At 63.6% G+C, this 24,496-nt stretch carries 21 protein-coding genes; 13 read left to right on the forward strand and 8 right to left on the reverse strand.

The window, feature by feature from the left end:
• Positions 1 to 125 precede the first annotated feature (125 nt).
• From ATY76_RS11840 to ATY76_RS11890, 11 genes are read left to right on the forward strand one after another with little or no spacing between them, the layout of a single operon-like run.
• Positions 126 to 329, forward strand: coding sequence for a hypothetical protein (locus ATY76_RS11840; protein WP_088674954.1), 204 nt, complete (start codon positions 126 to 128; stop codon positions 327 to 329).
• A 13-nt stretch (positions 330 to 342) separates the two neighbouring features.
• Positions 343 to 906, forward strand: a complete 564-nt coding sequence (locus ATY76_RS11845; RefSeq protein ID WP_088674955.1) for a prepilin peptidase — start codon at positions 343 to 345, stop codon at positions 904 to 906.
• 5 nt (positions 907 to 911) lie between these two features.
• Positions 912 to 1,709 carry a TadE/TadG family type IV pilus assembly protein gene (locus ATY76_RS11850; protein ID WP_088674956.1) on the forward strand — a complete coding sequence of 266 codons (798 nt, stop codon included), beginning with the start codon at positions 912 to 914 and terminating at the stop codon, positions 1,707 to 1,709.
• Positions 1,706 to 3,349, forward strand: coding sequence for a Tad domain-containing protein (locus tag ATY76_RS11855; RefSeq protein WP_088674957.1), 1,644 nt, complete (start codon positions 1,706 to 1,708; stop codon positions 3,347 to 3,349). The genes ATY76_RS11850 and ATY76_RS11855 overlap by 4 nt, the downstream gene beginning before the upstream one ends.
• Complete coding sequence (locus ATY76_RS11860; protein ID WP_088675039.1) at positions 3,321 to 4,001, forward strand: TadE family protein; 681 nt, start codon at positions 3,321 to 3,323, stop codon at positions 3,999 to 4,001. Before ATY76_RS11855 ends, ATY76_RS11860 begins: the two co-directional genes overlap by 29 nt.
• 1 nt (position 4,002) lies before the next feature.
• Positions 4,003 to 4,920, forward strand: a complete 918-nt coding sequence (locus ATY76_RS11865; RefSeq protein WP_088674958.1) for a hypothetical protein — start codon at positions 4,003 to 4,005, stop codon at positions 4,918 to 4,920.
• Positions 4,917 to 5,855, forward strand: coding sequence for an RcpC/CpaB family pilus assembly protein (locus ATY76_RS11870; RefSeq protein WP_088674959.1), 939 nt, complete (start codon positions 4,917 to 4,919; stop codon positions 5,853 to 5,855). Before ATY76_RS11865 ends, ATY76_RS11870 begins: the two co-directional genes overlap by 4 nt.
• A 22-nt stretch (positions 5,856 to 5,877) precedes the next feature.
• Positions 5,878 to 7,776 carry an ATPase, T2SS/T4P/T4SS family gene (locus tag ATY76_RS11875; protein WP_088674960.1) on the forward strand — a complete coding sequence of 633 codons (1,899 nt, stop codon included), beginning with the start codon at positions 5,878 to 5,880 and terminating at the stop codon, positions 7,774 to 7,776.
• Between the two features lie 10 nt (positions 7,777 to 7,786).
• On the forward strand, positions 7,787 to 8,650 hold the full coding sequence (locus ATY76_RS11880; protein ID WP_088674961.1) for a type II secretion system F family protein: 864 nt from the start codon (positions 7,787 to 7,789) through the stop codon (positions 8,648 to 8,650).
• Entirely contained in the window at positions 8,647 to 9,552 is a 906-nt protein-coding gene (locus ATY76_RS11885; protein WP_088674962.1) for a type II secretion system F family protein, read from the forward strand. Before ATY76_RS11880 ends, ATY76_RS11885 begins: the two co-directional genes overlap by 4 nt.
• A gap of 2 nt (positions 9,553 to 9,554) precedes the next feature.
• Complete coding sequence (locus ATY76_RS11890; RefSeq protein WP_088674963.1) at positions 9,555 to 10,430, forward strand: FHA domain-containing protein; 876 nt, start codon at positions 9,555 to 9,557, stop codon at positions 10,428 to 10,430.
• A gap of 61 nt (positions 10,431 to 10,491) precedes the next feature.
• Here ATY76_RS11890 and ATY76_RS11895 read toward each other — a convergent pair whose 3' ends face one another.
• Entirely contained in the window at positions 10,492 to 10,890 is a 399-nt protein-coding gene (locus ATY76_RS11895) for a RidA family protein (RefSeq protein ID WP_190233636.1), read from the reverse strand.
• A gap of 151 nt (positions 10,891 to 11,041) precedes the next feature.
• Between ATY76_RS11895 and ATY76_RS11900 the strand changes: the two genes are divergently transcribed.
• Entirely contained in the window at positions 11,042 to 11,644 is a 603-nt protein-coding gene (locus ATY76_RS11900) for a TetR/AcrR family transcriptional regulator (protein ID WP_088674964.1), read from the forward strand.
• A gap of 26 nt (positions 11,645 to 11,670) precedes the next feature.
• Here ATY76_RS11900 and ATY76_RS11905 read toward each other — a convergent pair whose 3' ends face one another.
• The 7 genes from ATY76_RS11905 to ATY76_RS11935 form a co-directional block, all read right to left on the reverse strand.
• The gene (locus ATY76_RS11905) at positions 11,671 to 14,073 is read right to left on the reverse strand and encodes a serine/threonine protein kinase (RefSeq protein ID WP_088674965.1); all 2,403 of its coding nucleotides are present in this window, start codon (positions 14,071 to 14,073) and stop codon (positions 11,671 to 11,673) included.
• A gap of 36 nt (positions 14,074 to 14,109) precedes the next feature.
• Complete coding sequence (locus ATY76_RS11910; protein ID WP_088674966.1) at positions 14,110 to 15,291, reverse strand: serpin family protein; 1,182 nt, start codon at positions 15,289 to 15,291, stop codon at positions 14,110 to 14,112.
• 13 nt (positions 15,292 to 15,304) lie between these two features.
• Complete coding sequence (locus tag ATY76_RS11915) at positions 15,305 to 17,809, reverse strand: trypsin-like serine protease (RefSeq protein ID WP_088674967.1); 2,505 nt, start codon at positions 17,807 to 17,809, stop codon at positions 15,305 to 15,307.
• Entirely contained in the window at positions 17,806 to 19,422 is a 1,617-nt protein-coding gene (locus tag ATY76_RS11920; RefSeq protein WP_088674968.1) for a caspase family protein, read from the reverse strand. Before ATY76_RS11920 ends, ATY76_RS11915 begins: the two co-directional genes overlap by 4 nt.
• A gap of 22 nt (positions 19,423 to 19,444) precedes the next feature.
• The gene (locus ATY76_RS11925; protein WP_088674969.1) at positions 19,445 to 21,400 is read right to left on the reverse strand and encodes a DUF4384 domain-containing protein; all 1,956 of its coding nucleotides are present in this window, start codon (positions 21,398 to 21,400) and stop codon (positions 19,445 to 19,447) included.
• 209 nt (positions 21,401 to 21,609) lie between these two features.
• A complete protein-coding gene (locus tag ATY76_RS11930; RefSeq protein ID WP_088675041.1) occupies positions 21,610 to 21,987 on the reverse strand; it encodes a hypothetical protein in 378 nt (125 codons plus the stop codon).
• A gap of 127 nt (positions 21,988 to 22,114) precedes the next feature.
• On the reverse strand, positions 22,115 to 22,705 hold the full coding sequence (locus ATY76_RS11935; protein WP_088675042.1) for a hypothetical protein: 591 nt from the start codon (positions 22,703 to 22,705) through the stop codon (positions 22,115 to 22,117).
• Positions 22,706 to 22,854: 149 nt separating this feature from the next.
• Between ATY76_RS11935 and ATY76_RS11940 the strand changes: the two genes are divergently transcribed.
• The gene (locus ATY76_RS11940) at positions 22,855 to 24,459 is read left to right on the forward strand and encodes a hypothetical protein (RefSeq protein ID WP_088674970.1); all 1,605 of its coding nucleotides are present in this window, start codon (positions 22,855 to 22,857) and stop codon (positions 24,457 to 24,459) included.
• Positions 24,460 to 24,496 lie beyond the last annotated feature (37 nt).

Genomic DNA, 24,496 nt, shown 5'->3' on the forward strand with positions numbered 1-24,496 from the left:
GATAAACCGAAGCAGAAAATATCATTAGAACGAGCAACGTGCCGTTTCGAAACGATAGCGTATTCTTGCTTCATCTTCACCAAGGTCTTCGATCCGAAACAAACCTAGGAACGAGGAATACGCAGATGTTTGGAAACCTCAAGACTCTCGCAATTGCACTTCACAAGGACGAGCGCGGCGACATGGCCCAGATCGTGCTCGCCGTCGCGCTGATCGTCATTCCGCTGATGCTGCTCTTGCTCGCATTCGGCAAACAGATCGGCGAATGGTTCAACGAAAAGAACACGGCTCTCTCCGACGCCGAGAGAATTCCTGAGCCGGGCCAATAATCGGATCCGTGTCATGGACATGACCTATGATCTGATCCAGATGCCTGCGGCGACGGCTCTTGCCGTCGCCTGCGCCACGACCGCGGCGGTGCTCGATCACCGCCATGGTCACATCCCGAACGCCGTGACCTATCCCTGCTTGCTTGCCGGCTTCGTGCTGGCAGCAATCAGCGGCGGTCTGGCAGGGATCGGCCTTGCCTTTGCCGGCCTCATCGCGGCCGGCATGATCTTCATCATCGCCTTCGCAGCCGGAAGCTGCGGCGGCGGCGATGTCAAGCTAATGGCGACGCTCGGCGCCATCCTCGGCCTCTGGCCCGCCATCGACGTGATGCTCGCATCGCTCACCGTCGGCGGCGTGATCGCCGTCTTCTCCATGGCACGGCGGGTTCAATGGAGCGGCTTGTTGCGGGCGGTCGGACTGTTCGTCTTGCTGCTGCCGGCGGGTATCCGCGGCGCCGCTGCGGTGCTGAAGCCGCGCGAAACACATCATACCATCCGCTTCGGCGTTGCCGCCGCTCTCGGACTCATCTGGTGCCTGTTCATGCCCGATTTCACCCCTCTTGCCTTCGTGAGGTAACGACAATGCGCCCTGAACTCGAACGCCCCATTTTCGACGGTGCCTTCTGGAGTTCGATCCTGCACTCGCGGACCTTTTGGATTCCCGAGGATCACGGCGCCCTCTTCGGTACCTTTGCGATCGCCCTTGTGCTCTTCGCCTCGATGCTGCTGCTGCCGCGGCTTTCCGCCCGCCGGCGCCGGATATCGGAGCTTCATGACGATATGTCGGGCAGCACCACGATGATGGACTTCGTGCTCGTCACGCCGGTCTTCGTCTTCTTCATGTTCGTGGTCTTCCAGTTCACCATTCTGGCAAAGAACCACCTTTTCACGCATTATGCCGCCTATGCGGCGGCGCGCAGCGCCCGCGTCTATTTCTGCCCGGCCCTGCCGATCACCATCCGCAGCCTGATCGACGCCAAGACCTGCGACGACGATGCTGCGCCAGGGAAGGCCGATCTTGCCGCTCGCCTGGCGCTGATCCCGGCCGCACCCTACGACCAGCTCAGATGCGTCGGCGCGTGCCAGCCGCCGGAAGAGGCGCTGAAGAACCTTGCCGATGCCTCGGGCCTTTCGAAGAACTGGCGCGCCATGCGCAACCAGGCCCGCTACATGTTCGACCCGCAGAACGTTACCGTGACCGTCGACCGCGCGCCGATGGCGCTCTTTGCCGCCATCAACCGGTCGCCGCACGTGCCCGTCACCGCCAGGGTCGAAGCCCGCTTCCTGCTGCTCGAATATGCCGGCTGGGTCTTCGCCCGCGGCCAGAGGAAGGACGGCCGCTACTACACGATCTCGACCGCGGAGGTGAACCTGCTATGACACCGACGTTCATCAAACGCCTGCACCGCGACGACCGCGGATTCCTGTCGCCGATCATTCTCTACATGACGATCGCGCTCGCGCTGATGATCGTCTGGATCCTGAACACCGGGCAGATGATCTACGACAAGCAGCGCACGCAGGATACTGCCGATGCCGCGGCCCTCGTCCACGCCGATTGGGAAGCACGCTATCTCAACATCATGGCGATGAACAATGTCGCCTCTTCCCAGGCAACCGTGGTCATGGCGACGTCGGTCGCCTACCAGCTCACGACGGCGGAACTGGCCCTGCGCTCGGGCGTCATTCTGGCGAAACTTGCCGAATATTCCTTCACGGAAGGCTTCGGTCCCGCATCCCTGCTGCCGCCGCTTCCGCCGATGCCCTATTGCCCCGGCTGGCAGAAGGTTCCGATCGTCGGCGGCATCATCTACGGCGCTTGCCTGGCGTTCCAAGGCTTCCGGGCGACCGAAGCCACCAAAGCGATTGCCTATACGGTGGCCGCGCAAGTCAAATACGATCCCTGGGGTCTCATCAACAAGTCCAGCGACATCATCGATGCGATGAACGACCTGAACGATTACCTCGTGGAAAGCTTTCCGCAGCGCGTCGGCAACGAGGCCCTGCATCTGGTGCGCCTGAACAAGTCGGACCATGTCGTGTTTCATCCGCCGTGCGAATCCTGCAACGACGCCGGAGAGGGCGCCGGCGGCAACCTGCCGGTGGATCGCGATGGCGCCAATCCCGTCGCTGCCTATACCGAAATGTGCCTTGCGATGTCGAATGGCACCCAGGGACAGGATCCACTCCTCATGCGCGGCGAATTTGCCAACCGCGGCTTCCCCAACGGCAAGGGTCCGTTGACGGCAGGCGGCGTCGACGGCAGCCATATTCGTGATTGGGTCAATCATGAAAGCGGTATCGACGATCAGCTGGTGGAATTCTACATCTTTTATGAAGCCTTCGGCCCGGCCTATCTCAGCAAAGTTCCCTTCAAGGCGATCGTCGAACAATGGGCCGGCGACCTCGGCTTCTGGGAAGAAGTGGCACTCGATGTCAGCTTCTGGCTCGCCGACAAGGTCTTCGGTGTCGGCTTCGGCATCACTAATCCCTTCCAGCTGCCGATCGACGTGCCGCCGCGTTATTCCGATGCGCAGACCAAGGACGAGAACGATTTCACCCGCAAGTTCGACATGATCTGGAACCAGGTCTGCGGCCCGGCGGGCGGCGCGATCTCGGTGGCCGGCGTCAACCTGCCCGTCCTCTCCTTCCCTAAGCCCTATTGGCTGAAGGGCCGTATCCCCTTCAACTTCACGCCCTTCGGCGGCGACCAGCTCACCGATTACCAGACGCTGGCGGTCGTTTCGCGTGCGCCGCGCGCCAGGCTCCAGGTCCGCCTGTTCAAGGACAAGACGCCTTCCGCCTATGCCTTTGCGCAAAGCTGGGTGCACAACTATACGGCCTTCGATCTCTATACGCAGGACTGGCTTGCCTCGCTTGCGCCCGCGACGCTCGCCGACGATATCGGCGCCGTCTCCAACACCATCAAGCAGAGCCAAGCCGCCGACAGTTTCACCGGCTTGACGCGGGTCTTCGACCAGGGAGGAGCCAATGCCTGGGCTGACGTCAACACACACTGAGCATGCCGGTGGCGCTCCGGCCGGCGGCATCCTGATGCGGCTGCACCGCGACAGGCGCGGTCTTGCCTCGATCGAATTCGTGCTCGCCGCGCCGGTGATCCTGCTGATCGTGATTTTCGTCATCCATGCGAACAGGATTTCGACCAAGAAGGTCGGAACCATGCTCGCCATGCGCAACGCCGCCTTCGCCGAAGCCAGTGGGCTGAATTGCACCTCCGATTTTTCGAATGTCTTCCCGATCCCGGCCCTGCCGGCGCTGCCGGGACGCGACGCGATGAGCTGCTCGCGCACGCCCTCCCATGAAGGCGACGGCGATCCGCAACGCACCTTCGTCTGGGACGACGTGCAGAACACGCTGAAGAGCGACGGCCGTGATTTCGGCGATATGGTCGGCGATCTCGCCAATGAAAAGCCGCAGCTCGTCACGGCGACGGCAGACCGCGTCTACAAGTTCCGGGATTCCGACGATCTCGATACTATCCGGAGCCTCCGCTGGAAGGATGCCTTCACGGTGGACGACTCGACGCTCTTTGCCTCCCACAACAACGACACCACGAGCCGAGGCTATGACCCGACCCTGCGCCGGGAAATCCGCGATGTCGCCAGCGATTCCGGCGATCTCTTCGACGGCGTCTTCCCGGGGGCGAAATAAAATGAAACAGGGCGCGCGCATCTTGCTTCATCTCCCGGTCGTGGCTCTCCTCATCGGGCTCGCCGCCCTGGTCGCGGCCACTCCAGGCCGCGCAGAGGTCTACAAGGATTTCAGGGCGACGCTGAATTCGATGCTGGCCGGCATTCTCGGTGCGCCGGAGCGCTCGCCGCGGGATCTCGTCATCAACGGCCAGCCGCTGCAGTTCACGCCCTATCAGAGCGATCGCAGCATCTCCGATATCACCGACGAATGGCTACGGGTTCTGGCCACCAATACCCGGCCGGCCTTGCCGGAAAGCAACGATAAGGAAGAATTGACGGCCGTCATCGCCGCCAACATGCTGATCGTCCCAAAGACGAGCCGTATCCGCGACGATCTCGCCGTGGTCGTGCGCTTCTTCGATGGCGACGGCGAAGCCGCGCTTGAGTATCTGCGCCGGCAGGATCCGGAAAATCCGTCGGCCCGGGGGCCGATACCAGGCGTTTCGATCATGATCCGCCGTCCCGCCGATGCGCCGGCGACCGAGGTGCTGATGAGCCGCTTCGACGATGTCGCCGCAACGCTGCCGGCCTTTGCAGCGCCCGCCGATACCGGCAAGCTGCCGCCGTCGCTGCGCCCGCCGCCCGGCGTCGAGGTGCTGAGCGATATCGGCGACCGCGACAATGGCCACATGTCGCGCACGGTCGTTTCGAAAGGCGCGCTGTCGGCCGCGCGCTGGTCCGATGCCCGCGCCGACCTTCTCGCCCGTGACGGTTTCACCATCGAGACGCCGCCGGCCCAGCGCGGCAGAGTGACGGCACTTTATGGCCGGCGCGGCAGCGTCGAAGCCAATGTTCTCTACACCCGCAGCAAAAGCGACGGCAGGACCGTCGAAGTCATTCAAATCAGGCAACCCTTCGTAGAGGGAATAACACCATGAACTGGAAGCTCATTGCGGCTGTCATCGTCGGGCTCATCACGGGCGTCCTGCTTTACTTCTGGACCGAGAGCGTCAAGAACGAGCAGACGGCCTATGCCTTCATGCGCCTCCAGCCCGATAGGAAGGTGACGAGAGGGCAGGCGATCACGCCCGATATGCTCGCCGAACCGGTGATGCTGCCGGAAAGCTTCGGGGCGCTCGCCAAGCTCGCCGTGCCTGCGGCGAGCGCCTATCAGGAATGGCTGAAGGACAGGACCGCTGCCGCCGACATTCCGGCGGGTTCCGTGCTGCTCTTCCAATATTTCGACGATGCGGACGGCGGTCGGCTGACGACGATGATCGCGCCCGGCAAACGCGCGCTGACGCTTCCGGTCAATGCGGCAGCTGCCGTCGGCCACTTCGTCGAGCCCGGCAGTTATGTCGATATCATCGGCACGGTCGACGAACCGGTCGAGCCTGTGGCGCCCCCTGCTGCGACCCAGCCGGGAGCCACCGGCCAGGCGCCCGCCGTTCCCGGACAAGCGCCTGCTGCCGCCGGGCAGCCGCAGGCTCCGGCCCAGCCGGTCTCGCCGGTCGAGCAGATGCTGAAGAACTATCTCACCCAATATCCCGGCGCCGACGAGAACGATGTCAATGCCTACCGCAAACAGGCACAGGACTATAAGCTCGGCATCAGCTCGCGCACCCGCGTCGTCACCCGCACCTTCCTGCAGAACGTGAAAGTGCTGGCCGTCGGCGCGGCGACGACTGCCGAGGGCGCCATCACCAAGGCCAACAGTACCTACAACAACGTGACGGTCGAGGTGACGCCCGCGGAAGCGGAAATGCTGATTTTTGCCCTGGGCCAGTCGAATGGCAGCCTAAACCTCGTTCTGCGCAACCCGGCCGACAGCGGCGTCGAGGAGCTGCCGAGCATCAACTGGACGCGCATGTGACCGCCGCATGAGGGAGTGAGCCATGCTGTTGAAGATTTCCTATGAGGACGGCAGCGGACGGGAGGTGATTCCACTTTCGGCGAACGAGACCTATTTCGTCGGCGAAAGCAGCACGCTTACGCTGCCCGCTGGGGCGGGCGTCGTGCGCCTGCGCGGCAGCCATGTCTCCTCGCCGCAATTCGTGCTGCGCAAATCCGGCCAGGGCTGGTCGGTTCAACATCATGGCCGCAATCCGACGCGTGTCGACGATCAGCCGCTGCGGGCGGGCACGCCGGTCGCGGTCTCGGCCGGCATGTCGATCTGGGTGCCGAATGTCACGATCGAACTGGTGGAGCCGGCCGCTGCTCCCGAGGCCGTCACGCAGTTTCCCGATCAGGAACGCGTGCTCGCCCTGCAGATGGAGATCCACGAGCGGCTGCTGAAGGACACGCAATACGACCGGCTGGTGAAATCCTCCGATTTCGGCCGTGAGGAGACGCGAAGCCGCATTCGCGAACGCCTCGACATGTTCATCAAGGAAGCGCTCGACACCGCGCCGCAGGATCTCGTCGTCCTCGTCATCAGGAACGCCGTCTATCGGTGGCTGGCAAAACGCATCGCCCGCACGACGCGGCGCGACGCCTCGTCGAATGCTGCGGCTCTGATACGGGAGGAGCAGGACAACCGCCGTCTCTTCGATGTCGGCAAGGCGCTGATCTCCGCCCTGCAGCTCAAGCTCAACTTCGAATCCACCCGCTCGGATTTTGCCCAGCTCGACACGCGTTTCAGCGCCGCCTTCCAAGCCCGGCAAGCTCTCTTTAATGCCGGCGACCGCTATGAGATCGCCCATGCGCACCTGCGTTCCAACATCGAAGAGCTGATGTACCGGTGGGGCACGATCTCCGAACTCATGGATCTCGACGTCATCTCGGAAATCATGGTGACGCGCTATGACGAGATCTATGTTGAGAAATTCGGCCTGTTGGAGCGTTATCCCTTCGCCTTCGCCAATGAGCGGCAGCTGATGAAGGTGATCGAGCGCATCGCCGTCGATTCCAACCGCTCGATCAACGAGAGTGAGGCGATGGCCGACTTCCGCATGCCGGATGGTTCGCGCGTCAACGCCGTCATCCCGCCGCTGGCGGTCAGGGGCGCCTGCCTCACCATCCGCAAATTTGGCGGCAAATCGCGGCTCGACATCAGCAAGCTGGTCACGGCAGGTGCGCTGAGCGAGCCGATGCGCGCCTTCCTGGAAGCCGCGGTGCGCGCCCGCAAGAACATCGTCGTCTCAGGCGGCACCGGCTCCGGCAAGACGACGCTCCTGAACAGCCTGTCGCAGTTCATTCCGGTCGGCGAGCGTGTCGTCGCCGTCGAAGACACATCCGAACTGCAGCTCGACGGCATCCATGTCGTCTATCTGCAATCGCGGCCGAAGACGGCGGAATCCGAGACCAGCGTCACCATCCGCGATCTCGTGCGCAATGCGCTGCGCATGCGTCCCGACCGCATCATCGTCGGCGAGTGCCGCGGTGCGGAGGCGATCGACATGCTGCAGGCGATGAACACCGGCCATGCCGGCTCGATGACGACGGCCCATGCCAATACGCCGCAGGACATGATGACCCGCCTGGAGGTGATGGTGCTGCAGGGCCAGAGTTCCCTCCCCGTCATGGCGATCCGCCAGCAGATCGTCGCTGCCGTCGAACTCGTCGTGCAGCTCAACCGCCTGGAAAGCGGCCGGCGCGCCGTGACCGAGATATCGGAAGTGATCGGCATCGATCCCGATACCGGCCTCGTCATCGTCGAGCCGATCTTCAATCTCGTCGGCCGGGCCGGCGGACAGGCGGTGCATGCCTTCACCGGCTACCTGCCGACCTTCGTCGCCGAGCTCGTCGAGTTCGGCGAAGACGGCGAAATCAAGAAACTCGATATGTTCGTCTGAGGGGGAAGCCATGGATATCAGCATTCTGCAGATCTTTACGGTGGCTCTCGGGGCGGTGACGGCGGGATTGCTCGTCTGGGGTGCGCCGGTGCGCTGGCCGGCACCGCTGCTCCGCGCGACCGAGCGCGACATCGCGCTCGCCAGCGAAGCCGCGCAGGTCTTCGGTCGCGATGCCGTTCCGCCCTACACGATGATCCTCGCCTATCTCATCACGGCGGTCGTCGTCTTCCTCGTGATCTCGCTGATCTTCGGGCCGATCTTCGGCATCGTCATCGCGATCCCCGTCGCCTTCTTCCTGCCCAAGGCGATGATCCGCTATTTCCTGCAGCGCCGCTGGCTGCAGATCGAATCCCAGCTTCCCTATGCCGTCGACCAGATCGTCTCGGCGGTCCGCACCGGCAAGCCGCTCGCCGTCGCCGTCAATGCGGTGGCCGATACGGGGCAGATGCCGGCTTCGCGTGAGTTCGAGCGCATCGCCCGCGAACAGAAGCTCGGCATCGGCCTGGTCGAGGCGCTGGACCGCCACGGCCGCAATGTGCCGAGCCTGCACTTCAAGATGGTCGACGCCGCGCTCGGCCTCTTTGCCCGCCAGGGCGGCGATATTTCCGAACCGTTGACCGAAATGTCGAAATCCTTCAAGGAAATCTGGAAGCTCGACCAGAAGATCACGACCTCCTCGTCGCAGGCGCGCATGAATTTCCGTGTCGTCAACGGCGGCGCGCTGTTCATGATCCTGATGATCTTCTTCGGCCAGCCGGAGCTGATCGATAAGGTGTTCGGCAATGCCATCGGCATCGTCATCGCGATCGTCGGCGCCATTCTCTACGCAACCGGCTTCTTCTGGATGCGCTCGATGATGAAGGTGTCGGTATGATGTCTCAGATACCTCTCGCCCCGATCGCCATCGTTTTTGCCGGCATCGCTGCCGCGCTCTTCGTCTGGTGGATCGGCGATCTGCTCGGCAGTGTCCAGGTCGTGCGGCGCAGCGCCGGCGGCGACGGCCCGCCGCCGAATATCGTCGACAGCATCGGCATGCGGACGCCCGTCGAATTCGTGCTGAGGCATTTCGAGCCGCTGCTGGCAGATTTCGGCGCCCAGCTCGAGCAGAAGCTGATTTATGGCGGCCGGCCCTTCGGCGGCGTGACGGGACGGGAATATATCGCGCTTCTCGTGGTGCTGAGCCTCTTCGGCTTCATCCTGCTCGGCCTGCTGTTCGGCATTGCGAGCGGCAGCGTCATCGGTGGGCTTGCAGCGGGCCTGATCCTCGGCTTCATCCCCGCCATCTATTTCTGGGTCGTCGCCGACGACAAGATGCAGGACCGCAAGGAACGCATTTCGCGGGAATTTCCTTATTTCCTCGATCTCGTCGTCATGACGCAGCAGGCGCAGGCGACCCTGCCGGAAAGCCTGAGGCTTTACGCCGAGGCCGCGCCCGGCACTGTCATGACCGAGGAGATCGAACAGACGCTGAAGGATGTGGCGCTCGGCACCGGCATGATCGAGGCGTTGCAACGCCTGGAGGCCCGCATGACCGCCGAGGAGGTGGTGCGCGTCATCCGCGCCGTCATCCAGGGCGAAGTCGAAGGCAGCAACCGCGTCGAGCTGTTGCGCGAACATGCGCGCGACCTGCGCTTCCGCCGCTGGGAGAAGGCGGACAGGGCCAGTGAAAAGCTGAAGGCCAAGATCGTCATGCCGGCGATGATGATCGTCGTCGCGATCCTTCTTCTGGTGCTGGCGCCGGCAATTGTCGAGATGATGTCGAGTGGGATGTTCTGATCATGGTCTTTTCCTTCTTTCGCGGAAACAAGCCAAGCCTTCTGCAGACCGGCCCCGGCGGCCAGAGCCGCAGCCATGTGCTCGACCGGCCGGAAATGTCGATTGGCCGGGCGGGCAATGCCGATATCGTCGTCGACGATCCCTTCCTGGCGCCGATCCATGCCCGTATCGAAAAGCAGAGCGACGGCACCTTCATCATCCGCCGCATGGGGTTGAACCCGATCATGCTGCGCGGCGAGGCGCTGCTGCAGACGGCCTCGTTGAAATCAGGCGACAGCTTCCGCCTCGGCAAGGATGTTGAATTCCAATTTCTGGAGAAGGCGCCCGCCAAGGAGGCGCCGAAGAAGGAGGCCGCCAAGGCGAGCGACGGCAAGCCGAAAAAGCCACTCTTCAAGCAGCCGGCCTTCCTCGCCGGCATCGGCCTCGCCTACCTCGCCATCGTCGGCATCGTGGGCTACGTGATCCTGTCCGACAGCGGCAGCACGGAGGGCGGCCCGACGGCCGAGCGCATTCACGCGGAAGCTGCCCGCATCCCGACATGCATCAAAAACGCGCGCCGCATGCGACAGGTCTCCGAAGCAAGCTTCAACGGCGCCGTCGGCGGCCGCGTCGGACGGGATGGCGACGCCACCTATGCCGCCCTTTCGCTGGCATCCGAACCCGCTGACGATGCGGCGCTGGCAAAGGCCGCCGAACCGATCGTCGAAGCTTACAAGCGCACGGCGCTGGCGGCGCTGGCTTCGGAAAACCGCGGCAACAACACCCTGGCGCAGACGCTCTACCAGCAGACCTACGATCTCGTTCCCGACGTCAACTGCTCGGCCGCCCGCTTTGCGCTGCAGCGGCGGGCGGCAGTGAAGCCACCCGCCCGCCGTTGATCGCCGGCCTTGCAAAAGGCCGCCGTCTGCTCATCATCGCTCTCTGCACGCCGCAGGGATGTCAGGCGCCTGCCGGAATACGGGCGATCACTTTGATCTCGAAGTCGAAGCCGGAGAGCCAGGTTACGCCGAGGGCGGTCCAATTCGGATAGGGCGGCTTGCTGAAGACCTCCTGCTTGACCGCCATGATCGTTCCGAACTGGTTTTCAGGGTCGGTGTGGAAGCTGGTGACATCAACGATATCATCCAGCGTGCAGCCGGCTGCGCTCAGCGTCGCCTTCAGATTTTCAAAGGCCAGCCGCACTTGGCGTTCGAAGTCGGGCTCGGGTGTTCCATCGGGCCGGCTGCCGACCTGTCCCGATACGAACAGCAAGTCACCGGATCGGATGGCGGCGGAATAGCCATGCTCCTCGTAAAGCGCATGTCTGTTGGCGGGAAAGATTGCTTGGCGTTGGGGCATTGTGATCTCTCTTTGTTGGCGATGGCGGATGTGAGCGGAGTCATGCTTCACAAGCTCGCCCTTCATTTGATATACGGTACGTATGTGAGATATTGGCATACGCACCGTATGTCAAGTCCAGATACGCACCGTATGTGAATTGGAGCTTAGAATGGCGAAAACACGCAGCGAGACGATGCAGGAAAACCGCGCCAAATTGATCGCTGCCGCGCGGAAGGCTTTTGCCGAAAAAGGGTACGCCTCGGCATCCATGGACGAGCTGACGGCTAACGCCGGCCTGACACGCGGAGCGCTCTACCACAACTTCGGAGACAAGCGCGGGCTTCTGGCGGCGGTGGTCGATCAGATCGATACCGAAATGGCGGCGCGCGCCAAGGAGATCGGTGCTCGGACTGACAATGTTTGGCAGGGCCTGCTCGCCGAGGGAGCAGCCTATATCGAGATGGCGCTCAATCCGGAGGTCCAGCGTATTGTTCTGCTCGACGGACCTGCAGTGTTGGGTGATCCCTCGCTATGGCCCAGCCAGAACAGTTGTCTGCAGGTGACCAAAGATGCTGTGGAGCGCCTTGTAGCGCAGGGCATCTTGAAGCCCGTCGACGCAGAGGCGGCCGCCCGATTGCTCAGCGGCGCAGCCCTCAATGCCGCTCTCTGGATCGCCGCGAGCGAAAACCCGCAAAGCGTGCTGCCGAAGGCGGTCGAGGCTTTTCAAGCCTTGGCGACAGGTCTGCTTATGGAGCGTTCGTCATCTGCTTGAGGCCGAAGTGGCGTATTTGCAAATCCTCACCGCAATTCGGCAGTCACCCGGAAAATCCCGCCCGCCGATGCATCCGAGCAGACGACGAAGGTCGAGCCTTCCTGCGCCATGAAGGCGACGTTGCCGCCGGCTTCGCAGGGGGTGGCGCTCCATTGCAGGATGATGTCGCCGTTATCGGGCAACTTTTCCGTCGGGATATTGGCGGCGCTTGCCATCCATTCCGTCGCCGACGGCAGGTGGACGGGGGCGTTCACCTGCTTCGACAGCCAGGCGGTGTAGTTCTGCGCCTCGGCAAGCGGCACGTCGTCGGCCGGCTGCTGCGGATTGTCGGCATAGGCCTGGGCGGCGGCGGGATCGGAGTTGGCGGTGTAGTATTCCGCCATTTCCGCGCGGGTGACGGCCCGCGTCTGCATGCAGAAGGATTTTTCGATCTTCACGGCGCCATCGGCAACGCCGAGCATCCCGCCAAGCTCCTTCAGCGAGGAGGTCATCAGCCGGACATTCTCCAGCGAATAACTTCCGGCCGGAACGGTTTCGAACGCAAGTTTCGGTGAAACCGGGCAGAAGCCCTTCGCCGACAGCGCTTCGAGATCGGCAAGGATCGGCTGATAACCCGCGATCGCCAGCTTGTAGGCCTCTGCGGTGTAGTGGCCGTCGGCCTCGCCGAGCTTCGGCTGGATTGCGGCAAGCGTCGGATCGGCGGCGCCGGCGCGGGTTGAGATCGAGGTGTAGAGATCGGCGACCTTCTGCTTCAGCGCCGTCGCCTCGTCTTTTGCCGCCATGACATCGGCAATCAAGACGTCGAACAGCTTGCTGGCGTCGCCATAAGCTGCGGTAGCCACCGGCATCTGCCATTGCTCGGCCTTCGCCTTGGCGTCGGTCATCAGCCCGTTCGCCTTGGTGAACTCGGGGCCTTCGCCGGCGCCGATGCGGGCGGCGGTGTCGCGCTTCGCGGCTGCGTCTTTCTCCGCGGAGGCCAGGGCAGTCAGCGCCTTGGCGAGGTCGTCGAAGGATGTCTTCGCCGTGTCGTAGCCGCCGACCGCCCCGTGCATCTGCTGGGCGGTAGCGCTCTCGGCGGCAGCCTGCATCTTCTTGTCGGCCTCGGCGAAAACGGGGGCCTTTTCGCCGCCCGCGGCGGAGGCTGCGGCTTTCGCCTTTTCGGCATTTTCCTTCGAAATGGCGATCAGCGCCTTGCCGAGGCTGATGGCGGCCTTCTGGTAGCCCGGCAGCGCCTGTTCATAGTCTTCGTCCTTCAGCAGGGCATCGGCCGAGGTCAGCGCCGAGGCGCCGGCGTCATAGGAAAGCTTCGCCTCGTCGCCGGAAGGGCGCTCCGGCGCCTTGGCGGCGATCGCCTTTTCCCGGCGGCTTTCGGCCTCCTTCTTCCAGACGCCGACATCGGCGACGAGCTTCGGGTCCGGCGCCAGCAGTTTCGGGACGGTGACGATGCCCACACCGATGCAGATCAGAAGCAGGGCTGCGATCATGGAAATCTTGGCGGGCGTCCACTTCTTCGGCTTCGGCGTCTCCGGCTGCTGGGCCATGCCGCGTGGATCCCAGTTCATCGGCTGGATGCCCGTCGTCACGCGGGTATATTCGCCGAGCGCATCGGCGCCCATGCGCGGCCGCTGCGCCGGGTCGCGGCTCAGCATTCTTTCGACCAGACTGGCAAGCCCTTCGGGAAAGCCGGGGATCAGCACGTCGAGGCGCGGGAAGACATTGGAAGGGTCGAGATGGATGTTCTTCCAGCTCTGCTCGCGCTGGTGTTCATCCTCCCAGACCATGACGCTGTCGAAGACGCTGGCATAGGTCTGCCGCGGCAGGAAGAGCTTGTAGGCGATCATGCCCATCGCATAGATGTCGAGCGCGGCGGAGGCGGAAAAGGTGCCGCTCGCATAAATCTCCGGCGCGCCGAATTCCGGCACATAGGGTGGGATGATGTGCTCGCCGATCTTCGAGATCAGGTGCAGATTGCCGATCCTGACCGAGAGGCCGGAATAATCCTCCGACACATAGATGCACTGGTCCGTCAGCGCATTATGGGCGTAACCCGCGCCATGCAGCGTCGCCAGACCTTCCAGGATATGGCGGCCGATTTCGACGGCGCGATCATGGGCGACGATTTCCACTTCGTCGAGATACTGGTGCAGCGTCTTCGACGGCCGCTTTTCGACGATGTAGAAATTGTCGTCTTCCGGGGACGGCGGGATGAGATCCTCGATTTCGACGAAGCGCCGGGCGGTCAGTAATTTGGCCTCGTTGATGGAGGTCCAGACCCGCTCGAAGCGGGCCTTGTCCAGTTTCAACGCCACGTCGGGCGTGACGATGAAGACCGCATGGTCCATCCGCTTGTCCTGAGCGGGATAGACGATGAACTCGTTCTCATAGACCGGCTCGCCGATCGTGTAGCGGGCGATCAGATCACTTCTCATGCACGTGTCCCCCTGCAATCATCATGAAACCGAAATTTATTCATCTGCCAGAAGCGGATCGCCGATCAGGCCCGCGGCCAAGAGGAGGCCGCTCCTCGTATCCCGAAGCGCGAAGGCGAAACGGGCATCGGCCGTCACGCGCACCAGTTTCGGATCTATGCTCCGCTCGGTGACGACAGCCGTCGTCGCCGCCGCTTCCGTGCCGTTTTCGTCCACCTTGATCATGGTCTTCTGCAGGACGCGCGACAAGCTGATGTTTTCCTTGGTGAACCCTGGAAAAGCCGCGTCCTTGGCCTTTTCGGGCGCCAGTCCCATCGCATTGAGTATAGGCATCAAATCACGGCCGTCATTCAGCGAAAAGCGGGGGAGGAAGATTTCGCCCTTGGCGGCCTCGAATTTTTCGCCCTGAAGCCAGGAGGAGAGCACCTTCAGGTCGGAGGCATCGACGCCCTTGCCGGTGCGCGCCGCAATGACGACCATGCGATAGGTTTCGCCCGCATAGACGAGATCGACGGCGGCGAAATTGTCGTCGAAGCGGAATTTCTGCCCGTCGCCAGCAAGATGCATCATCGGCACCTGGATCGTCGAGCCATCGGGACGCCGGAAGGGCGCCGCCGGGCTTTCCTTTTCGAAGGCGATTTTCCAGCGCGCCTTGAAGGAGAGCGCGCCGAGGCTGACGAAGCCGCCGCCGGGCGGCGATTCCAGGATGGCGGGAATGGCGCCGCGCGTCGTCTGGCTCACCCAGGCGTTGATGCGCTCGACGGATTTCGGTCCGTCCAGATCCTCGATCGAGGGCTTGATGTGGTGGCCGGCGAGCATGGAGAGGGCATCGGGCACGAGCACCAGCTTGTCGTCAAAAACGATCGCGGCGCCCGTCGCCAGCGGCGCGTCGGCGGCCGGCTTCTCAGGGTTCATCGCGTCGAGCACCTTCTCCGGTCCCTTCACCTCGGCTCCGAAGCCGAGGCTTTTGGCAATCGCCGCCTTGCCTTCCCCGGAGGCGCCGAGGGCCGCAAGCCCGAGGGCGGCGGTCAGGCTTGCCGGCGATACCATGATGTTCGCCGCCCCTTCCTTCGCCAGTGTGCGGTCGATGAGGTCGACGGCAAGCTCGGCCTGCGCGGCAAGGATCGCCTTGCTGTCGGCGGCTTCGCCTGCATCGGCGGCCGGGGCAAGCGCCATCAGCGAAGCGGCGAGACCCGCCAGCAGGATGGATTTCGACATGGCTCCCTCCTCTTCAACGGATACGATAGAATTTGGAATCGAACGACCATTTGCCCTGGGCGCCGGTCTCGTCGTCGCCGACGATCCTGAGGCTTCGGGCAAGGTCGTAGACATAGTTGAAAGCGGCGCGCTGGCCGACGAGCGGTGTCGGCACATCCGGCAGGTCGAGCACTTCGATCGGCTTGTCGCTGAGGATGGCAACGACCATGCCGACGCCGGCCGGCCCCTCCACCTGATATTCGAAGCCGATATAGGGGTTGCGCGCATCCGGCACGACGACCGGCCTTGCCGGATCGAGCCGGTTGTCGCCGCCCTTGGCGTTCGGCTTCAGGCCCATGGAGCGCTTATTCGGATAAAGCTGCGTCAGTTTTCCCGCCGCGTCGATATCGACCAAAATGAGATAACCGGGTTTCTTCGTGGAGACGCGCATCGCCACCTTGTCGCCGATGCTGACGGAGGTGCCGGGCAGCACGTCGACGGCAACACCCGCCTCGTTGTCGCTCTTCAATGTGTTCTCGACGGCGGCGACCGGCGTCTTCGCCTCTTCGCCGGTGACGACGTCGCGGCCGAGCGCATCCGGCAGGCCGTAGAATTGCGGCACCGGCGTGAAGCGGCAGTCCTCGGCATGCGCCCGGCAATATTCGTCGGATTTGCGCCGGACGTAGTCGAGAAGCGCCGCATTGCTGACATTCGGCTTGTCCGATGCGCGCGCTACCCCTTCCTGCACGCCTTCGATGAAGCGGCGGGTGAAGACGCCGAGCGGCGGCTTGGCTTCCTGATCGACGAGCGCCCACTGCCCAGAATTGACGGCCGACCAGACCATCGCCGATTCACCGCCAAAGGAGAATTTGGCTTCCTTGCCTGATTTGTTCGGGGGTTCGAGCCCTGCCAGCGCTGGGCCAAGGCACCGCACGGTGCCGTCGTTCGGCGCGGCCACCGCGCTGCGACTGCCGGGCCCGACATGGCAGGCGTCGATCAGCAGCGTGACGCGGCGGTCCTTGAGGCTGTTCAGCCGCGCGGCGATTTCCGTTTCCCGGATTTGGTTGGTGACGGTCACCTTGCCGTTCTCGCGCACCAGCTTGGCATCGGCTGCGACGAGCGTCGGGCTGGTCGTTGCTTCCGCGCCCATTTCCTCCGAGCCCTGGCCGCTGAAATAGAGAAAGACGCGGCTGCCGGATTGCGATTGGCGCACCAGCCAGTCGTCGATTTCGGCAAGGATCGCCTCACGTGTCGCCTTGCGGTTGGTCAGGACGTGGACCTGCTCCGGACGGTAGCCGAGCGTCTTGACGAGGAAGATCTGCATCGCCTTCACGTCGCTGGCGGACCCGGTCAGCTTCGCCTCACGCATTTCGTAATCGTCGATGCCGATCAGCAGCGCGCGGTCGCCGGGCGAGCTTTGAATCCCAGACGTGTCTACGGCAGGGGACTGAACCGCAGGTTCGTCTGTGGCGGGCTTGTCAGTGGCGGGCGTTTCCGTCGTTCCGGCAGGCGCCGCGTCGCCGGCGGGCGGAGTGGTGATGGCAAGGTTGGCCAGTTTCTCTCCGGATGGCTTCTTATTTGTTCCGGCGCCGGTGGTAGTCGATGCGACCTGCTCGTCGGCGACTGGTCCCTCGACATCAGGCACGTCGCCATCGGTCTTTGCGGCGATCCAGCCGCGGAAGGCGGCGACGCGGGTGTAGACGCCGTAATGTTCGGCCTCGGCGCAGCCCGCACCCCAGCTGACGACGCCGAGCTGGATCCATTTCTTGTCGGGGCGCTGGGCAACCAGCGGGCCGCCGCTGTCGCCCTGGCAGGCATCCTTTCCGCCTTCGGCGTAGCCGGCGCAGACATTGCGCTCGTCGATCGGGTTCATCCGCATCGAGCTCTCGCGATAGGCGGCGCGGCAGTCCTCGCGCGAGACGATCGGCAGCTCGACTTCCTGCAGCTCGGTCGGCAGGTATTTGTCGTCCCAGCCGTGATCGGCCTTGGTGTAGCCCCAGCCGGTGACGACGGCCGTGTGGCCGGCGGTTTCCACCGCCTCGTCCGAGGCGGAGGCGAGGAGTGCAGGCTTCGAGACGGCGGGCTGGGCAAGCTTGATGAGGGCGATGTCGTTGGCGAAGACTTTGCGGTCGAAATCCTCGTGGATGATCACGGTCTCCACGGCAAGGCCCGGCTTGTCGGGCCCATCGACTGATATCACCTTGTCGATTTTCGACTTGCCTTCGACGATCAGGAGATCGCGGGCGAAGAGATCCTGCTTGCCGGAACGGCCGCTGGTGACGCAATGGGCAGCTGTCAATATCCAGCGCGGCGCGATCAGCGAGCCGCCGCAATGGCCGCCGAAGCGACCGCGCTGTTCGGGATCGGGGGCCAGGATCTTCACCTGCCAGGGCCATTCACCCTTCCTTGCCGCCTGGCCGCCGATGACGCGCCCGCCATCCTCGCCGGCGAAATCGGTGTCCTGCTGCGCAAGGACAGGAGAGGCCAGAAGCAGAAGGGCGGCCGCAACGTTGAGGATGCTGCTGATCGACGTGCTCATAGCTTGGCTCCGGCGGAGGTATAGAGGACGGTAAATCCGACGCGTGCGCCTTCAGGCAGCAGCTCGCCGAGGCGTTTGGCGATGTTGCCGGCGGTACGGCGCCTGTCGTTCTGCTTCAGGAATTCCACAAGTTCGGGCATCGGCGTCTCAGCGGTGACGGCGACGAGCAGGTCCGTGCCGAAGGGGGCGACGACGGAAAGATCGAGATCGAAGGTCGCAGACATCTCGGCATCGGTGTCTCTTTCGCCGGGATAGAGGAACTGCACCGTTCCATCGCCGGTAATATCGAACAGCACGAGCTTGCGGCCCGTCAGTTCGGAAACCGTGACGCCGACGCGCTCGCCTTCGCGGTGAACGGTGTCGGAAGGCATCACGCGCACGGTCTGCGGACTTGTCTCGGAGAGCCGCTTCAGCGTGTCGAGCGCGGCCATCCGGTCGATGACGAAAGGCATGTCGCCGGCGCCGATGCCGGAGGCGACGACATCACCGCTGGCGATCGCCTCGCGCTTTTGCGGATCGAAAACCAGTTCGGCGTCCGCGCCATCCGCCAGCTTGAACGGCGTGATGGCAGGCTCGATTCCCTGCAGCACCGGCTCTGAGCCGAGAGCTGCAACCATGATCGGTGCCGGCTCGGCCAGCGGCGGAACGCTTGACTTTTCCGCCGCCGCCTGCGCCCCCGCCCCTTCGTAACTATAGACGACGGTGCGGTCGAGATCGCTTCCCGGCGGGCTTTCGGTAAAGACGTTTTGCCGCTGGTCGGTGAACTGATAGACCGACTGGCGGACGTATTCGAAGAGTTCTTGGCGGCTGACGGCGGCGTCGCCGTTCCGGTCGGCAGCGCCTTCGAAGGCGCGGGCGGTCGCATAGCTCAGCGCGCCGCGTTTGACCGGAATGCCGGGAATGGTGATCTCTGGTGATTTGGTGTTGTCGTCGACGGCGCCGAGAAAAGTCAGCCGCTGGTAATCGAAGCCGGTGGAAAGCGCGTCCGCCGTCGTCGAAATCGGCGCAAGATCGTCTTCCTCGATCGTGTAGGACGGCGCCTGCCGCCAGGTGATCTCGGCGCCGCGCGGATCGACGTCGCGGGTCATGCCGCCGGCATGGCAGGTATCGGCGATGAAGAGCACATCGGCGCCCTTGGCTTCCAGCTTGTGGATCAGCACCTTGAATTCGTCGCCGAAGATGCGCTCGCGCGATCCCGGCAGGCGTGTGTCGAAACCGGCAAGCACATAGACCTCGTCGCGGCCGCTCGGCTTCGAGCCCTTGACCCTTTCCGGCTCGCTCGAGCCATGGCCGGCAATGCCGAGCACGACGAGATCGCCCTCGCCGGCTCTTTCGGTAACCGATGCGATCGCCTGGAAGATGCCCTCGCGATCGGCCGCGCCATTCTTCAGGACCGTCATGTCCTCGACGCCGACCGAGCGCAGCGACAGCGACAGGTCCTCGGCATCGGCGACGGCGCCATGCAGCGGCGGGACGTTACGGTAGAGGTCGATGCCGATCAGCACAGCCCTGACGGCGCCGCGTGAGGGAGCTTCGATCGTCCTCGCCAGGCCGCCTGTCGCCGTCATGGCAAGAAGAGCAAGTGCTGCGGCCATGGAACGGGATGCGGACATGGCCAAACCTCCCCTCGCCCGGCTACTCGCGGCGCCATTCGACGCGGCGGTTCAGCGCGTCGATATCGTCTTCAGTGAGGTTGGCGGTCGCGGTCACGTCCACCGGCTCGGAGGAGCCGCGGCCTTCGGCGTCGATCGTCGCGTCGATGCCGTTTTTCTTCAGGAAATCGGCGACGGCCTGGGCGCGGCGCTGGGAGAGCTTCTGGTTATACTCGTCGCCGCCGCGCCGGTCGGTATGGCCGATCAGTATGATGCGGCCAGGATTTTGCTCCTTCAGCGCTTCCAGCAATTCCTGGGCAGCCTCCGTGCCGATCGAGGTGAAGGTCGATTTGTCGAAATCGAAGGTGATCGGGACCGGGATGGATACCGGCACGATGCCGCGCACATTCTCGGAATAGATGCCGCCGAGCACGCCGCTGCGGTGATCCTTCTCGGCCGGCACGAAGCTGCCCTTAGGATTGTCGCTCGTCGGATTGGCGGCAAGGATGCGGGCCTGGGCGGCGCGCTGGATGAGATCGGAGATCGTCTCGGCCGGCGGCGCCTTCGGCGTGCGGGTCTCGTTCTTGATGATCTCGATCGCCTGCTGGTAATCGGCGGCGGCATCGGCAAAGCGGCGTGCGGAGAAATAGATCTCGCCGAGCGTGGCGGAAGCCTGCCACAGCACCTGCGGGCTGTCGGCGGCCACTAGCAGCGGCTCGTAATCGGCGACCGGCTTGTCGGCGGCCATCATTTCCTGGGCTGCGGCAAGCCGCAGCGCGGCGACGCGGCGCTGGGCATTAATCTGGAACTGGCCGCAATCGGCGCTGACCGCGATCGCATCGGCTTCGGTCGCGGCGGCATTGATATCCTTGGCGGCGACGGCGGCGTTCAGCTTGTCGAGAAGCGCGTTGCAAACGGGCGTATCGGCATTGGCCACCTCGATCTCTTCGCCTTCGCTGGCGGCCTGCGGCTCAGCCGAGCGGCCGAGATTTATCTGCGGCATCTTGATGCCGAAACCGCCGGGAAGCTTGAATTGCGGCATCTTGATCTGCGGCATCGGCAGTTTCGGCATCTTCGTCTGGGATGACTGGGACGATTGATAGGATTGCGATGACTGCTTCGGCCTGTTGGACGTGCTGCCGGTGGCGGGGCCGATCAGCTCCAGCTCATCGGCGGCAAGCTCCTGGCCGGGGGCCAGGTTGGTGACGATCTTGTATTTCTTCGGCGGCTGCGAGGTCGCCTGCTCGACAGGTTTCGGGGCCGGCTTCTTCGGCTTTTCGATCACCGGCTCCGGCTTCTTGGCCACGTCCTGCTTCACGACAGGCTTCGGCTTCGGCGCAGCCTTGGGTTTCGTCGGGGTAACGGGCGGCTTTGCAGCCTGTTCGACCGGTGCGGGTTGGGCCTCGGGAGTTGGCTTTGCCGGCGCGGCGGCTACGGGCGGAACGGCGCCCATGCTGTCGACCGTGGTCAGTGTCAGCGTCTTGCTGCTGATCTTCGTGCCGAGGCTGCGGGCCTCTTCCAGGCTACGGGAAACGGCTTCCATGCCGCCGTCGATCGAGCGGAACATGCCGCTGCCGCTGCCGCCGAGATCGGCGAAGATGGTCAGCGGCTTTGAGGAATAGAAAACCTTGATCTGCTCCTGGCCGACCGGGCCGGAAACCTGCAGCCTGGCGCCGCTTGCGGGATCTGGCACCTGCACCCGCTTGCCGGCAGCGACGAGGGCATCGGTCTGATACTTGTTCGGGAAAAGCTTCACGACGGAGCCGTTCGGCGAGACGTTCAGCACCGTGACATAGGCGTTCTCGCTCGATTGGATGAAGAGGCCGACGACTTCACCGATGGCATATTTGGCCTCCGCGCGATCGAAGGTGATGCTGACGGGTCCGCTCTGGGCCGGCGCTTCGCTGAGTGTGCGTTCGTTCTGCGCTTCGACGGCGGGAACCATCGAAAAGAGCGAAAGACATGTGGCTGCGGCTAGGATGGCTTTACGGCTCAGCATCGGAACCTCCCCCTTCGAACAATCTCACACTGTGTTGAAGATGAGAATAGCACTGACCGGCGAAATTGGGATGGCTTAGCCCGTCTTGCTTGAGGGAGGGTTACAAATTGTTTGGAGGCGCGAAGAAACCGTCGCGGCAAAGACGTGAGCAAGACTCGGCATCGCCAATATATCGGCTGATATAGTCCTTCTGGACTTGGGATCGGTGCTTAGTTCTTCGGCTTCTGCCCGGCCGATTTCAAGATCGAGATCAGGTCGCTCATTCCCTCGGGCGAGGAATTGTAGAGCCAGAGAATGTCCGGATTGTCGGCCGTGAATTCCTTACCGGGGCCTGAGCCCATGTCGCGTCCCGGCGACGTCGCATCCGGCAGCTTGCCTTCGCCCGGCGTCAGCCCTTGGGCGCGTTCGTGTTCGGCGATGATCGCGACGGCGGCGGTAAAGGCTTTTTCGTCATGCTGACGCAGCGCTGCAAGCGAAGGGTTTCGCGCCGCAAGCGCATCCTCGACCGGCCCGGCAAAGCCGAGCTCAGGGATCTGCAGCGCCAGCAGAAGGCCGATCGACAGGGTTATGAGCCGGGATTTCGTCATCGTCGTCAAATCCATCATCAACGTTTCACGATAGCGCAGGCAGCACGACAATAGGAAGAGGCCGGCAGGAAGGCAACGGCGATCGCCGCCAAACGATTGGGAGGGTGGAAATCGACTGGCCGCGGGCTCAGAGGATCTTCATTTGCTGCAGGCCGAGGCGAAGATTGCGCAGCATCTCGCCGAAGATTTCCTCGATCTTGCCGGTCGACCAGACGACCATGGTGCCATAGGGCGAGCGCTTGCGCTGCATGAATCCCGCCGTCTCGAAATCGATCAGCGTCTTGCGGCAGGTCTCACTCGACATCACGGCGACGAGGAAACGGGCAAGGTTGGACTGGTCGATCGCGCCTGCCTTTTCCGCCCAGTTCTGGATCAACCGCGGCTTGGTGTCGGCGGTGAACATCGAAGCGAGCGCGCGGTCCTGCGAAAGGCCCAGGCGCTGCAGCTTGGCCGGATCGCGGGTGAGCGAAACCACATAGTCGTTGTGCAGATCGGCGAAGCGTTCGATGTCCTCGGCTGTGTTGATACCGAAGACCTTCATCGAATAAAGGAACTCGGCCATCAGATAGGTCGGCTCCGAGCGCAGCTGGGCCAGGTGTTTCTCGTCCGTGCTGGCCGAGGCCGCACAGACGCGGTCGGAGAAACCTATCCTCGCGGCGCGCACCTGCTCCAGCAGGCTGACATCGAGCGCGAGTTCGTCACCGTTCCAGTCCAGCATGAACATTCCCTGGCAGCAAATCTTTGAGATCCTGATCTTGTACTATCGCCGGCGCAGATCTCCAAATCGTTTGGAAAGCAACGGCTTGCTGAGGAGGCGCATCTATCCTAACATTTTAAAGACTTGACGGTCTTTCGGGGGTCGAGGCAATGCGTAGTTTCGGGTCGCATATTCTGCTTGCCGCAGCACTCGCGGTCGCCTCGCCAGGTTTTGCCAAAGACACTGTGATGATCGAGCTTCGCAGCGGCGATGGCGCCCGCTCGGTCGGCATCATTTCCGCCAGCGAGGAAGTGGAGGCATCCGGGCCGGCGGCGATCACCGTCGGCGACGACGGCACCATCTACATCCTCGATCAGAACAACGGCCGCGTGCTCGCCATCGACGCCGAGCGCTCGCAGGCTGATCCCGAGATCCTGCCGCTGCCGGAGAATGCCGCGCCGGAGGATCTCGCCGTCGTCCATAACGAACTCTATCTCTGGTCGGATGGCGTCGTGCCGCTTCAGCGCTCCACCGCTGCCGACGGCCGGTCGCAGACGCTGCGCGCCGTCGACGGCGGCGATGCCGACGATTATACGCGTTCGGTCTTCGCCTCCATGGGCTCGGTGCCGCCAGGCCCGCTGAACAGCATCATCGACGAGATCGGCCGCAGCACCAGCCGGCCCGAGGCCCGGCCGCCGATCATTCAATATGTGCCGAGCCGTGGGCTCGGTGATATCGTCGCGGAGGTCTCGGCTGCAAACGACAAGGCGGAAATCTTGCTTCGGCGCAGCAGCTCGGAAGAGAATTTCCTCTCGCTGCAGCTCGCCTCCGAAGGGCGGATCGGCACGGTAGAGCTTCTCGACATCGATACCACGGGCAGGCCCTATGCGCTGGTCGAACTCGTGCCCGCCGACCGGCCGGAACGCACCGGCATGCTGGTGGTGCGCTTCACGCCGAACGGGATGATGGACCGCGTCTACGACCTGCCGATCGAACCCGGCACGGTGTTTTCAAGACGGTTCGTTGCGATCGGTCCGCGCGGCGACGTGCTCTTTCTCCGCTCGCAGGAAAGCCGGGCGCAGGTGCTGAGGCTCGACGGCCGCGATCCCGGGCGCAGGCTCGCCGTCGCCAGGCCCGCCAAGCCGCTGAATACGGGCAAGCCGGGCAAGACGCCGAAAGTGGCGATCGTGCCGAAATCGCGAGGCGACGTCATCGAGCGCGCCATCGGCTTCGAAACCTTGAACTGGCTGGTGACGCCGGCCGCCTATGGCCGGGATCCCGGGCCGGGCTGCGCCAACATGAACCGGCTGCGCCGCCCGATCTACCTGATCGGCAAACGCGGCCAGACGGTGAAGGGCGTCCCTTACTGCTGGGGCTGCAAGACGCCGCTCGAGGCTTTCGTGAGCGGCGTGGAAAACGGCCAGACCGCCGGCAATGTCTGCACCAAGAGCGCGCCGCAATCCAACATTCTCGGCGTCGACTGCTCCGGCTTCGTCAGCGACGCCTGGGGGCTGAAGATGCATGTATCGACCCGCGCCATTCCGGGAATTACCAAGCGCCTCTCCGACCCCTGGTCTCTGCGGCCGGGCGACGCGCTGAACAAGCCTGGCTCGCATGTCCTGCTGTTCATGCGCTTCACGGACGACAAGAAGGTGGAGGTCATGGAGGCCTCGCCGAACGCCTGCAAGGGCCGCGTCTGCCGCAACACCTATTCGCTCGGCAATCTTCTGATGCGCGGCTACCAGCCGGTACGCTTCAGAGGGCTGGATGGCTGAGCGGGAGCGGCCTAACAGAGCAATAGCCTGATGAGGA

This window comes from Rhizobium sp. R339, assembly GCF_002211395.1.
GTDB lineage: Bacteria > Pseudomonadota > Alphaproteobacteria > Rhizobiales > Rhizobiaceae > Rhizobium.

Bases quoted from the DNA above. Each gene is read 5' to 3' on its own strand.
- ATY76_RS11840 (WP_088674954.1), top strand. From the start codon at position 126: ATGTTTGGAAACCTCAAGACTCTCGCAATTGCACTTCACAAGGACGAG.
- ATY76_RS11845 (WP_088674955.1), top strand. From the start codon at position 343: ATGGACATGACCTATGATCTGATCCAGATGCCTGCGGCGACGGCTCTT.
- ATY76_RS11850 (WP_088674956.1), top strand. From the start codon at position 912: ATGCGCCCTGAACTCGAACGCCCCATTTTCGACGGTGCCTTCTGGAGT.
- ATY76_RS11855 (WP_088674957.1), top strand. From the start codon at position 1,706: ATGACACCGACGTTCATCAAACGCCTGCACCGCGACGACCGCGGATTC.
- ATY76_RS11860 (WP_088675039.1), top strand. From the start codon at position 3,321: ATGCCTGGGCTGACGTCAACACACACTGAGCATGCCGGTGGCGCTCCG.
- ATY76_RS11865 (WP_088674958.1), top strand. From the start codon at position 4,003: ATGAAACAGGGCGCGCGCATCTTGCTTCATCTCCCGGTCGTGGCTCTC.
- ATY76_RS11870 (WP_088674959.1), top strand. From the start codon at position 4,917: ATGAACTGGAAGCTCATTGCGGCTGTCATCGTCGGGCTCATCACGGGC.
- ATY76_RS11875 (WP_088674960.1), top strand. From the start codon at position 5,878: ATGCTGTTGAAGATTTCCTATGAGGACGGCAGCGGACGGGAGGTGATT.
- ATY76_RS11880 (WP_088674961.1), top strand. From the start codon at position 7,787: ATGGATATCAGCATTCTGCAGATCTTTACGGTGGCTCTCGGGGCGGTG.
- ATY76_RS11885 (WP_088674962.1), top strand. From the start codon at position 8,647: ATGATGTCTCAGATACCTCTCGCCCCGATCGCCATCGTTTTTGCCGGC.
- ATY76_RS11890 (WP_088674963.1), top strand. From the start codon at position 9,555: ATGGTCTTTTCCTTCTTTCGCGGAAACAAGCCAAGCCTTCTGCAGACC.
- ATY76_RS11895 (WP_190233636.1), bottom strand. From the start codon at position 10,890: ATGCCCCAACGCCAAGCAATCTTTCCCGCCAACAGACATGCGCTTTAC.
- ATY76_RS11900 (WP_088674964.1), top strand. From the start codon at position 11,042: ATGGCGAAAACACGCAGCGAGACGATGCAGGAAAACCGCGCCAAATTG.
- ATY76_RS11905 (WP_088674965.1), bottom strand. From the start codon at position 14,073: ATGAGAAGTGATCTGATCGCCCGCTACACGATCGGCGAGCCGGTCTAT.
- ATY76_RS11910 (WP_088674966.1), bottom strand. From the start codon at position 15,291: ATGTCGAAATCCATCCTGCTGGCGGGTCTCGCCGCTTCGCTGATGGCG.
- ATY76_RS11915 (WP_088674967.1), bottom strand. From the start codon at position 17,809: ATGAGCACGTCGATCAGCAGCATCCTCAACGTTGCGGCCGCCCTTCTG.
- ATY76_RS11920 (WP_088674968.1), bottom strand. From the start codon at position 19,422: ATGTCCGCATCCCGTTCCATGGCCGCAGCACTTGCTCTTCTTGCCATG.
- ATY76_RS11925 (WP_088674969.1), bottom strand. From the start codon at position 21,400: ATGCTGAGCCGTAAAGCCATCCTAGCCGCAGCCACATGTCTTTCGCTC.
- ATY76_RS11930 (WP_088675041.1), bottom strand. From the start codon at position 21,987: ATGACGAAATCCCGGCTCATAACCCTGTCGATCGGCCTTCTGCTGGCG.
- ATY76_RS11935 (WP_088675042.1), bottom strand. From the start codon at position 22,705: ATGCTGGACTGGAACGGTGACGAACTCGCGCTCGATGTCAGCCTGCTG.
- ATY76_RS11940 (WP_088674970.1), top strand. From the start codon at position 22,855: ATGCGTAGTTTCGGGTCGCATATTCTGCTTGCCGCAGCACTCGCGGTC.